Source organism: Chloroflexota bacterium, from assembly GCA_011322445.1.
In the GTDB taxonomy this organism is placed as follows: Bacteria; Chloroflexota; Anaerolineae; order Anaerolineales; family DRMV01; genus DRMV01.
On record DRMV01000001.1, the window covers coordinates 18,062 to 27,882 of the forward strand.

15 protein-coding genes are annotated in these 9,821 nt (G+C 58.9%); all 15 read left to right on the forward strand.

The features are described 5' to 3' along the window. Nucleotides 1-2 precede the first annotated feature (2 nt). The 15 genes from ENJ54_00110 (at nucleotide 3) to ENJ54_00180 (ending at nucleotide 9,813) form a co-directional block, all read left to right on the forward strand. Nucleotides 3-572 carry a DUF1295 domain-containing protein gene (locus ENJ54_00110; GenBank protein HFC08251.1) on the forward strand — a complete coding sequence of 190 codons (570 nt, stop codon included), beginning with the start codon at nucleotides 3-5 and terminating at the stop codon, nucleotides 570-572. Next, complete coding sequence (locus tag ENJ54_00115; GenBank protein ID HFC08252.1) at nucleotides 560-1,021, forward strand: hypothetical protein; 462 nt, start codon at nucleotides 560-562, stop codon at nucleotides 1,019-1,021. Before ENJ54_00110 ends, ENJ54_00115 begins: the two co-directional genes overlap by 13 nt. 225 nt (nucleotides 1,022-1,246) lie before the next feature. After that, nucleotides 1,247-1,651 carry a pilus assembly protein gene (locus ENJ54_00120; protein HFC08253.1) on the forward strand — a complete coding sequence of 135 codons (405 nt, stop codon included), beginning with the start codon at nucleotides 1,247-1,249 and terminating at the stop codon, nucleotides 1,649-1,651. Continuing rightward, the gene (locus tag ENJ54_00125; GenBank protein HFC08254.1) at nucleotides 1,651-2,091 is read left to right on the forward strand and encodes a hypothetical protein; all 441 of its coding nucleotides are present in this window, start codon (nucleotides 1,651-1,653) and stop codon (nucleotides 2,089-2,091) included. Before ENJ54_00120 ends, ENJ54_00125 begins: the two co-directional genes overlap by 1 nt. A 329-nt stretch (nucleotides 2,092-2,420) precedes the next feature. Beyond that, nucleotides 2,421-2,873, forward strand: a complete 453-nt coding sequence (locus tag ENJ54_00130; protein HFC08255.1) for a hypothetical protein — start codon at nucleotides 2,421-2,423, stop codon at nucleotides 2,871-2,873. Further along, a complete protein-coding gene (locus ENJ54_00135; GenBank protein ID HFC08256.1) occupies nucleotides 2,824-4,098 on the forward strand; it encodes a hypothetical protein in 1,275 nt (424 codons plus the stop codon). Before ENJ54_00130 ends, ENJ54_00135 begins: the two co-directional genes overlap by 50 nt. Before the next feature lie 2 nt (nucleotides 4,099-4,100). Further along, a complete protein-coding gene (locus ENJ54_00140) occupies nucleotides 4,101-4,838 on the forward strand; it encodes an SH3 domain-containing protein (protein HFC08257.1) in 738 nt (245 codons plus the stop codon). 156 nt (nucleotides 4,839-4,994) lie between these two features. Continuing rightward, a complete protein-coding gene (locus tag ENJ54_00145; protein ID HFC08258.1) occupies nucleotides 4,995-5,195 on the forward strand; it encodes a hypothetical protein in 201 nt (66 codons plus the stop codon). 34 nt (nucleotides 5,196-5,229) lie between these two features. Further along, on the forward strand, nucleotides 5,230-5,535 hold the full coding sequence (locus ENJ54_00150) for a hypothetical protein (protein HFC08259.1): 306 nt from the start codon (nucleotides 5,230-5,232) through the stop codon (nucleotides 5,533-5,535). Nucleotides 5,536-5,578: 43 nt separating this feature from the next. After that, nucleotides 5,579-5,836 (forward strand): hypothetical protein, encoded by a 258-nt coding sequence (locus tag ENJ54_00155; GenBank protein HFC08260.1) that lies wholly within the window; start codon nucleotides 5,579-5,581, stop codon nucleotides 5,834-5,836. Nucleotides 5,837-5,996: 160 nt separating this feature from the next. After that, entirely contained in the window at nucleotides 5,997-6,437 is a 441-nt protein-coding gene (locus tag ENJ54_00160; protein HFC08261.1) for a hypothetical protein, read from the forward strand. Between the two features lie 271 nt (nucleotides 6,438-6,708). Beyond that, nucleotides 6,709-7,410: a hypothetical protein gene (locus ENJ54_00165; GenBank protein HFC08262.1), complete on the forward strand. Its 702-nt coding sequence runs from the start codon at nucleotides 6,709-6,711 to the stop codon at nucleotides 7,408-7,410. Nucleotides 7,411-7,600: 190 nt separating this feature from the next. Continuing rightward, nucleotides 7,601-7,816, forward strand: a complete 216-nt coding sequence (locus ENJ54_00170; GenBank protein ID HFC08263.1) for a hypothetical protein — start codon at nucleotides 7,601-7,603, stop codon at nucleotides 7,814-7,816. A 201-nt stretch (nucleotides 7,817-8,017) separates the two neighbouring features. Further along, a complete protein-coding gene (locus ENJ54_00175) occupies nucleotides 8,018-8,344 on the forward strand; it encodes a hypothetical protein (GenBank protein ID HFC08264.1) in 327 nt (108 codons plus the stop codon). Between the two features lie 200 nt (nucleotides 8,345-8,544). Further along, complete coding sequence (locus tag ENJ54_00180) at nucleotides 8,545-9,813, forward strand: hypothetical protein (GenBank protein HFC08265.1); 1,269 nt, start codon at nucleotides 8,545-8,547, stop codon at nucleotides 9,811-9,813. Nucleotides 9,814-9,821 lie beyond the last annotated feature (8 nt).

Sequence of the window (9,821 nt, forward strand, 5' to 3'; positions counted from 1 at the left end):
CGATGGCTGACGTCGTAGGGGCGTTGTTCTGGGGTTTGCTCGCGGCGGGGCAGTTTTGGTATGCTGCCCACCACCCCGCCGTGCTTTTGCTTTCGCTTTCCCTGTGCCTGCAAAGCGGCCTGGCGGCCTATCTCTTGCTACGCCGCATACCAGCGCGCAGGGATGGTAGTCTCGTGCAAAAAGGGGTGGCCTGGCTTGCTGCGCTGGCTCCCCAGGCCATGAGGCCGCCCGCGGCCGCGCCGTGGTGGGCGCAGGCGGTGGGACTGGTCGGGGTGTGGCTCGCCCTGCTCGCGCTGGTGCGGTTGGGGCGGTCTTTTGCCATTGCCCCCGCCGACCGTGGACTGGTGACGGGCGGCGTGTATCGCTGGCTGCGCCATCCGATGTACGCGGGGGAGTTGTTGAGCGTGCTCCCTGTGGTCGCGCTGGCCTTGACATGGCGCAACCTGCTGGCGTTCGCGGCGTTGGTCGTGGGGGTGGCGCTTCGGATACGTTGGGAGGAAGCCATTTTGGGCGCGCCTTATCGCGGCTACGCCGAGCGGGTGCGTTGGAGGTTGATACCGTGGGTGTGGTAAGGCTGGCGTTGTTGGCTGTGGGAGGATTGTTGCTTGCCGTGGCCGCCGTGCAGGACATCCGGCAGCGGGAGGTGGACGGCTGGGTGCTGGTTGGCCTGTTGGCGGCAGGCGTGGTCTATCGCCTGACGATGGGCGGTTCAGCCCCCTGGTTGTGGGCTTTGGGGTGGTTGATTGTGGGCTTCGTCGCTCGCATGGGGGGAGCAGACGCCAAAGCCCTCGCTGCAATCGCCTTGTATCGTCCCCAGGCTTCACTGGCGGCATGGGTTGGCATGGCGGCGTGGTTCGTGGCCTGGCGGCTGGTTGTTCACGACCGTCGAGCGCCCGCTTTGCCTGGGGCACTGGTGGGTGCGGTGTTTTTCTCGTTTGTGCATCTCTTGACAGCCGCGCGGAGTTGCTATAAAATCAAAGCGTGGCGTACTACCTTGGGCGTAGTGCGCCTTTTGTTTTAAGGCCGCCCCCCCAGGGCGGCTTTTCACTTTCTCCCCCTCGGAGGTGTTGCATGTGGGCTTTGTTTCAATACCTGCTTGACCGGCGCGGCGAACTGGACGAGAAGGCGCTACTGATTGTCTTCTTCGTGCTCATCGCCGTGGCTGGGCTCACGCCCGCTGGTACGGCGGTTGCCAACACGTTCAAGAATGTGGCTTCCATGCTGTAAGCGGGAGGGGTGGGGTATGTTGCGCCAATGGCTTGCTGACCGGCGCGGCGAACTGGTAGAAGCCGCCTTCGTGTATCCTCTGCTTATCCTTCTGACGGTTGGACTGTTCAATCTGTCCATGCTGGGCTTTGCGAGCATGATGGCAACCAACGCGGCCCACTATGGCGCTCGCATGGGGTCGGTGGCGCAGCGCAACGCCGCGGGTGTGGCCGCTGCCGCTGCCCGGCAGCGTATCGCCGTGGCCCCTGTGGGCGACTATTCGGTCTCCGTGCAGGCCAGCAACGCGCGCGGCGGACGCGTGACGGTCAACGTGGCCTACAAAGTGCCTAACTTCTTCAGCGGCTTGACGGCGCTGTTTGGCGTGCATACCCCACCGCAGTTCACTGGCGTTTCTACGGCCACCTTTCGGCATGAGGGTTGGTAATGGACGGGCGAAAGTGGGAACGCGGTTCGGCATTGGCATGGACGGCCGCGGTGCTGGCCTTCGTGGTGCTTCCGCTGATTGCCCTGTTGCTGGATGGCGCGCGATTGTTCTATGCCGATACCCGACTGGAAGACGCCACCAGCGCGGCGTGCGAGGCTCTGGCGCAGGCGTCCATCTATGAGCAGGTGCGGCAGTTCCAGCAAACCGGCAAACTCGAACCCAAAGTTACCTACACCTCGCGCCGCGCCGCGGTGGCCGTTTTTACCCAGGACTTGCAGGGAGACCCCGTATTGCAACTTGCTCACACGACGTTGCGGATTAGCACCGTCAACGGATTGCCGCAATGCGCCGCGACTTCTACCGTCAAGGCCATGTTCATGCCGTACACTTCACATTTACACGCCGTGGCCGTGCCTTCGGCGCGGGGTTCGCGGCGTTAGTACCTTAGCAGTCCACTGGCGAGGGTGAACCCTCGCCGCGTAGGGGCGGCCCGACCGCAGGATGGCCGGCCCCTGCGGTCGGCACTTGCCGCCTCGCAAATTGGGCAAACCACCGAAAGGAGGTGATGCCCCTATGCGTGGCACCTCTACCCTCGCCGGTTGGATGTGGGCAATGCTGGCGAAAGCCGTGATTGCCCTGGTGGTGGTCAGGCCGCTTGCTCAACTGGTTGCCCAACGTTTCGTCTTCCTGGCGCATTCGTTTGAGCGCCTGGGCGGGACGCTGCGGTGACGAAGCGAGAGGTGTAGAGGGGTTGCCACTTGGCAGCCCCATGACCACCCGTAGGAAGGTGTTGATGGAAATCGACTTGTCGGAAACACGAGCAGGCGCGTGGACGCTGGGAGTATTGGCGCTCCTGGTTGCCCTGGTGGTGCTGGGCGCGCTGGGGCGCACGTTGACCCCCCACGATGGGCGCGTCCTCACCTGGTCGGAGTGGCAGGTCTTGAAAGAGGAGCGCCTATACCGTCGCGAGTTGGGGCAGTTGCAGCAGGCCGTGGACGCCCTCGCGGCGTTCTACGAAGCAGGCGAGAAAGACCCCATTCGCGGGCAGTATGTGGCTTCCCAGGTACGGCGCATGTTGAAGGATCAACAGGTGGCCGTGCTGGAAAGCCGCCGTCAGGCAGTATTGCAGGCCGCGAATGCTGTGGAAAAGTGGAGTTTGGGAGTGTTGAGCGATGCCGACGTCCGCACGGCTTTGGAGCGTGCCGCCCGTGCCGCGAAATAGCCAGCAACAAATCCTGCAAAAGTCCTTGCAGGACTTGTTGAACGCTGAACGGCGCTGGCGGAAGCGCGCCGAGCAGGAAAGCGCCGCCTTCCGCCAATTGTTGGAGTGGCTGGCGTATCAAATCGGTGGGGGTGAACTGGTGGACGCCGCGCGCCGCGTCGACCCTAAAGCCTACAAGCAGTGGGGAGCAGAGGAATGGCGACGCTTGTTCGAGAGCGTCTTGGAACACAAGACGCAATCGCGCTGGCGTCCGGCGGCGTTGCCGCCAAAGCCGCAATCGCAAGAGAAGCCCAAACCGCCGCAACCGCAGCCACAGCGGAAGGCACAGGAGCAAGCACAAGAAGAAAAGCCGCAGCAGATGGAGCGAGAGCCGCAGCGGAAAGTGGAGACGCAGGAGCAGGAAGCACAAAAGAAGGCAGAAGCCACCGCCGCTGTTACTGCGGTGGGTATTTCCGCTCTGGTTGACGCTTTGAAGGCTGTACCGTGGCGAGAACTGGACACGCCCTCTATGTATGCTACGCTTGCGCGAAACGGGGGGAAACGGTGGAAGCGTGGGCTGATGATGGTGTACTTGATTGCCACCCAGGGCATTAACTCGCGCATGGAAATGGCCGCCGTCTTTTCGCAAGCCTTTGGAAAGAGCCTTGCCACCACCCGCGCCTGGGTGCGGCGGGCGGGGGAATTTATGGTGGCGCGCAATTTCCTGGTCTCCAAGCGCCTGCAAATGTCAGAGCCTAAAACAAGCCTCGGCGTATACGTGCTTTCCGAAGAAGGCAGACGCCTGGCTGAGCGGATGGGCTGGAATGTGGTCGAAAGCGAAGTGGAGCGGATAGAGCGGTTGCACGAAGGGAAACGTTTTCCTGCCCATACGCTCGGTATTTTGACTTTCGCCCTCCATGCCCGCTTGCGGGGCTGGGCGGTGCGGGTCTTGCCTGAGCACGAAACGGCCACCCCGCCCGATGTGCTGGTGGAAAGGGACGGCCAGCGGCTTTTCGTGGAAGTGGAACTGAGCAAGAAAGAACACGTTGCCAAATGGCGCAACAATGCTGCGATGAATGGCGGCAGGGTGGCGCTGGTGGCGGCAACGGCCGACCGCCGCCGCGCGCTGGTGGCGGATGTCAAGCGTTTGAAACTGCCGGGCGTCGCGGCAGACTTGCAGGGTTACATCGAAGCGCCTGTTGGTGAAATTACCCCTGATGTTCCCTTGTGGTTCGAGGAGTGGTAACCATGCCTGATACTGAAGACCAAAACGGCTGGGACGCGTTGGAGGACGTCGCCCGCCAGCGCGCCGAAACCGTCCAGCAGGACGACCAGCCCCCGCAATGGGAGAGATTGAAAGCCTGGGCAAGCAAGTTACCCTTGTGGGGGTGGTCGCTTGCAGGACTGGGCGTTGTGGCGTTGCTGGGAATTTTGGCTTTGACGTTATGGCCGCACACGGCCACCGCAGCGCAAGCGCCCACACCTACGACAACGGCAACGCCAACGGCTGCGCCTACACCAATACCTACACCAACGCCTGTGCCCACGCCAACGCCAACGGCCACCGTAGCCCCTTTGCCGCGGTTGGTGGTATGGTCGCCGGTGGGCGCTTGTGCGTATGTTCGGCCTGCGGCGGATGCTAACACGCTCCCCCTGAGTTGCCTTCCCAATGGCACAGAGGTTATTGAGGCGGGGCAACAGGAAGCCAAAGGCGGTTTGACTTGGGTGCAGGTGCAATATCCCACCAAAAACGGCTATGGCAGCACGGGATGGATGGCGCTGGGAGTGGTGGCATGGCCGTTCACACCTGACAAAGAAACGGGGGCGCGGCGCGTGCCCCTGTATCGTGGGAACAAGGCTGCCGTGCGGTTGTACCTGCCGCCTCACACGCCGCTAATTGTGTTGCAGGATGATGGCGATGGGTGGCTGTGGGTGCAATTGCCTGATGGCACAAAAGGCTACGTGAAAGCGAAAGGCTTGAAGTAACCGCTGCACACGCAGCGACAATTTGCACCTTGACAACCTGCTGGTCTGGGAGCGGGCGGTTAGTTGGACGCCTCCCGCCCTCGTGCCTGCCCCACGGGGTTTTTAGTCACTTGACTAACCCCCACGGGCACGGCGTGGGGGTACAGGAGGTGGAGCATGTTTTACTTGACCTTTGTGTATGAGGCAGAAGGTGTATGGTTTACGGTAAGGAGTTACCCGCTGTTCAGCCTCGACACCCTAAAGGTGTTGTGGCAAGAAATCAAAGATTTCTTCGCGAACAGGAGTTTTCTTACCGATGTCTCCATCACCCTGTCTCGACACGATTACAGCATTTTGCTTACCGAATTAGAGAACTAACCGCTTCGAGGCGGCTACCCGCCGCTATGAGCACATGGCTACCCGCCGTGTGCTTCGCTCCCAGGCCAACAGGGAAACCGCCATTGGAGGACTGACCGTGAAGCCGAAAGTCCATCTGGCCGAAACGCTGTTGGATTTACCCAAAGACGCCAATGTCCGTTTCCCTACGCTGAAGCAGGCCATCGAGTACGGTTCTCGATATGGCTTGCCAGTGTGGTGCGTGGTTGGGGAGCGGGGCGCATGGGTAGAAATCCTACCCATAGACAAGCGTTTCACGACACTTTTTTCGGGCGTTAGCGGCCAGAAAAGCCGGGTTTTTGCGGCAAAAAACGGCGAATAGTGTCGCACAAGGCATATTGTGCGACAAAAAAAGGAGAGAGAGGATGGCCGTGGGTGAGATTGACGATATTTTTGAATTTAGGTTTGCGCCTTCCGAGGCAGAAAGTTTTGGAGCGCTTTACACCTCTTTGTGTTCGCGTATTGGCGAAAAGTTAGATATATTTGGCGGCGATGTAGGAATTGACACAATCGCCGTGAGCAATATTTTCCCTTGTACCTATCTTGCCCATTGGTCAACCGAGGACGGGCGGGAAGGTTGCGCCCTTGTTGTAATTGAACATACGCAGTCTTGGGCTGCGTAAACAACCAGCACCTTGACAAGTGAACACGCGTGTTTTTGGGGACTGTCAAGCCTCATCGCCTCTCTTTGAGAGGCCGCCCGCCCATGCCGCGGGCTTTCACTCCGAAAGCCGACCCGCGGGCATGGCGCGGGTCGGCTGACAAGAGAAAGAGAGGTGAATTATGGGCAAACTTCATAAAGGCATTGACCATGCCGTACTCACAGAAGACAACGGGGGCGGTTTAACCCTCTTTGTATTTGCTGACCGTAGCGAAAGAAAGTGCATTTACGCACATTCCGGCTACGAATGCAACCCGAAAGGCTGCAAAGAGGACATCCAAGCCTTGCTGCGGGGAGATTATCCCCCTACAGACTGGGAAGGCAATGAGGCCGACCCTAACGCTTTGTGGCAAAGCACCAGCGAATGGCTTGACAAATCCTTTCGCAACAATGTGGATTACGTCCACATTGTTGCCACAATCCACAAGAATGGCAAGGTCGAGATGGCCGACCCTCGCGAGGTTGGTAACGCTGCTCTGGAAGCCGTTTATCGGTTCGTGCCCGACCCCAGCAGTTGCTGTTGCGAAGAGGGCGATAACGCTTGCTACGAGCCTGCATTCTAAGTCTAAGGTTTGACAGTCCCAAAGCGCATGGCTACCCGCCGTGCGCTTCCCCAAAAGCACACGTGCAGCACTTTGACAAATGATCCTTCTGCCCTTTGGGGTAGCACGTGGCTACCCGCCGCGTGCTACCCCAAAGGGCAGAAGCAGGCACCTTGACAAATGAATACACCACAAGGGGCGGGCTTACCCCCTCCCCGCCTGTGCCACACCACAGGCGCAATCTACCCCAGATTAGCGCCGTGGGTGTGGACACGGCGCGAGGAGGTGGAACATGGATAACATTTTGCAACAGGTTTTCGGCGAGGGCGAAGCCCTTGCCATTGAGCGGGCTTTCAGGGCGATGGAAATCGCCGAGGCCGAGATAGACCACGCCATGCGTGTCGCAGGCCAGCGCGAGCAGGGTGTTGAGAAAATCCCTTATATTTTCTCAATGTTCATGGCAGTGAAACCGCCCAACGGGATGCTGGAATTTGCGCCGTTTGTGTATAAGGCGCACGTGCGCGAACTTCTGCGCCGTGTGCTGGACGCCAAGCGTCTCCCGCTCCCGAAAGGGCAACTGCAAAAGCCCACATGCGCTGAAGTGAGCATGTGGGTGTCCGAAGCGAGCCAGGTCACCCCCTTGTCGCGAAGCGGCGCGCTGGCATACGCTTCTGCCATCCGCTGCATGGCGTCTCATTTGGAGGCGGGGGAAATCCCCGTTGCTCTTTGGGACGCCGTGCAGGAAATTGAGGGCGCGGCGACGGATTGGGAAAAGGAAAAAGCAAAAGAGTTGCTTGATTACGCTTTCCGCCGTTCAGTCTTGCGGGAAGAGCCTGTTGTCAACAACCCTCCCCTGATGCGACTGGAAAGTATCTTTTCCAAAACGAAAGCCGCCCAAATTTTTGAGCAGTTGGGCGGCACGGGAAAGAGCCAACAACCGCAGTCGCAACCCGCGCCCCAGCCCGTTCAATTGCAACTATCCTTTGCCTTGTAAGCCTGCCTGACCACGTGGCTACCCGCCGCGTGGTTCCCCCTTGTGGTGTATTCGCCTTTTGCACCTTGACAACGGCATAGAGCGCAGGGCGGCGGCCTCCGACCTCCTTTTCCCGTCCGTGCGCGGGGCACATTGTTTCCCAAAGAAACTTCGCCCCGTGGCACGGCACGGGGCAAGAAGGAGGTGAAGCGTGAGCAATCGTCCTCTCACCACCATGTCCACCCAGAAGCGGTGGTACAAGACACTAACGGGTTGGGCTTTCAACCGGCTGCCCGACCCCCAATTCATTGAATTGCTCAAAGTCTTCTACGACACACTCCCGAAGGAGATTTGGGAGCACCTAAAGCAAGACCAGGACTTTGGGCATGTTGTGAAGTATGTAGATGAGGCGAAACACCTGGCATAACCGCCCTGCAGGGCAAGGCTACCCGCCTTGCCCCCTGCGCTGTGTGCCGTTAGCACCTTGACAAAGGGAAATACGGTGCGGCTTGCCCGCTTCCTTCCCGGCCCTGGCCGCGCACAGGGACGGGGTAGGTCGGTTGGAAACCCATTCCAATCCAAGACCTGCCCCGTGGCGCGGCATGGGGCAGGCGAAGGAGGCGAAGGTATGACTCGCTCTGTGATTGTAGGGAAAAAGTACACTGTGCGGCGCGTGGGTTTTCCTACGGTACAGGCTAAACTGATTGCCATTGTGGTGCCGTTGGATGAAAATAGCCCCGACGAGGGGCTTTATCCCGTTATGCTTCTCTTTGAGAAGGCAGGAACGCCGTATCAGTGGTATTGGATGGGATACGCGCTGCTGGGGAAAGCAGAAGTCCAGCAATTGCGTCAAGCCTATCGCAAGGGCAAGGCAGGCCTGCCTGCTTTGCAAGAAGTCCTTGCTTCTCACGAAGTTTTCGTAACGCGACACTGGCGACTGTCCAGTCACCATTAAACCGCACCGTATTCCGCAGGCACGGCTACCCGCCGTGCCTACCCTGACGATTAACGGGGAACACCCGATAGCACCTTAACAACCGTATAGCCTGCCGAGGGCAGGCGGCTACTGCTCGCCGCTTGCCCCCGCCCAGCCACGGGGCCGGTCACTCAGACCATTTCACCCCGCGGGCTGGCGCGGGGTGCAGGAGGTGAGTCATGTTGGACAGCAAAATTCTCGACTTTGCCCGCAAATGGGCAAAAAAGGCAAGCCCGGCCTACGCGGACGCTTCCTACCGAACAATCTTGTTAAAGCCTGACACCTTCAAAGGCAAAGATTGGGTAATCGTCACCGTGGCTGCTGTTGAGGGTGTGCTTTACCTGGGCGTCCCCCAGGCAAAGATTGATCACCCTGTGGCATTTGACGCCAATGCTTTGCCAAAGAAGGTGCCAGAAGGCGAGATTGTTGCCACGGAAGACGGCAGGGCTTTCATCAAGGGTAAGGGCAATATACACTTCCCTGTTCCTACGCTGGACTTTCAAGAAGCAGAACGGGTCATTGAGGCGAGAGCGAAAAAGCCAGAAGGCGAAAGCATTGACGCTGTAATGACAGCAGAAAACCTTGCTGCTGTCATCCCTTTCGCTTCGCGAGATATGGCGCGGCCCGTACTAACGCAACTTGGTTTTCATCCCAACGGAATGGTGGCAATGTCCGATGGCTACACTTTGGGCGCTGTCAAAATTCTGGACGGGGTGAAAACCGAAACTGAACCCCTTGCCCCCGAATTGCCACAGGCTTTTTACAAGTTAGTGGCAAAGAAGGCTACCGGTATTGTCCGCTTCAAGTTTGTGAAGCAGGACGAAGCCCTCGTTACCCAAGTGAGAGGATGGCTGCGTATCACCAAGAAAGATGAGCCTGTTTCCTTCTTGGTGCAAAGCACGGGAGGATACAAGTATCCCGACTTTAGCCACATCCTTGAAACAGGCGAACCCTTTGGAACTGTCAAAGTTCCCAAAGACGTTGTCGCCTCTTTGAAATTGGCTAAAGTTGCCTATCTGCTCACTGATGACGAAGGCAGGCTTTACCTCTTGGCTGAAAGCCGCAATGAAGATACTCGCACTATCATTGCGGCCTGGCCGATAGGTGAAGTGTGTGCGGATAAAGCAGATTTCTTGTTCATGGCGGCGTACAACGCGGACTTTATCCGCAAAGGTTTTACCTTCGTTCCAGAGGGCAAGGTTGCTGGTAGTGGTTCGTGGGCTGCTCTGAAGATCCATCAGGAACAAAAGGCTTGGGTTGTAATGCCTGTAAAGGAAGTGGCTTTTAGCCCGAACCAGGACGCGGACGCAGTAAAAAACACCATTCGCGTCTTGGATGAAGCCTCTCGCATGGGCGTCAAAGTGGACAAACTCTTGTCCATGCTCCCCGTGTTGGACATTCCCGCCGAGGACGAAACCGCGTTTGAGGCGGTCGCTGTCCCCGCGTAGCCGCCGCA

Coding starts and splice junctions, on each gene's coding strand:
- ENJ54_00145 (HFC08258.1), top strand. CDS start 4,995: ATGTTTTACTTGACCTTTGTGTATGAGGCAGAAGGTGTATGGTTTACG.
- ENJ54_00140 (HFC08257.1), top strand. CDS start 4,101: ATGCCTGATACTGAAGACCAAAACGGCTGGGACGCGTTGGAGGACGTC.
- ENJ54_00110 (HFC08251.1), top strand. CDS start 3: ATGGCTGACGTCGTAGGGGCGTTGTTCTGGGGTTTGCTCGCGGCGGGG.
- ENJ54_00125 (HFC08254.1), top strand. CDS start 1,651: ATGGACGGGCGAAAGTGGGAACGCGGTTCGGCATTGGCATGGACGGCC.
- ENJ54_00160 (HFC08261.1), top strand. CDS start 5,997: ATGGGCAAACTTCATAAAGGCATTGACCATGCCGTACTCACAGAAGAC.
- ENJ54_00155 (HFC08260.1), top strand. CDS start 5,579: ATGGCCGTGGGTGAGATTGACGATATTTTTGAATTTAGGTTTGCGCCT.
- ENJ54_00130 (HFC08255.1), top strand. CDS start 2,421: ATGACCACCCGTAGGAAGGTGTTGATGGAAATCGACTTGTCGGAAACA.
- ENJ54_00150 (HFC08259.1), top strand. CDS start 5,230: ATGGCTACCCGCCGTGTGCTTCGCTCCCAGGCCAACAGGGAAACCGCC.
- ENJ54_00180 (HFC08265.1), top strand. CDS start 8,545: ATGTTGGACAGCAAAATTCTCGACTTTGCCCGCAAATGGGCAAAAAAG.
- ENJ54_00135 (HFC08256.1), top strand. CDS start 2,824: ATGCCGACGTCCGCACGGCTTTGGAGCGTGCCGCCCGTGCCGCGAAAT.
- ENJ54_00165 (HFC08262.1), top strand. CDS start 6,709: ATGGATAACATTTTGCAACAGGTTTTCGGCGAGGGCGAAGCCCTTGCC.
- ENJ54_00175 (HFC08264.1), top strand. CDS start 8,018: ATGACTCGCTCTGTGATTGTAGGGAAAAAGTACACTGTGCGGCGCGTG.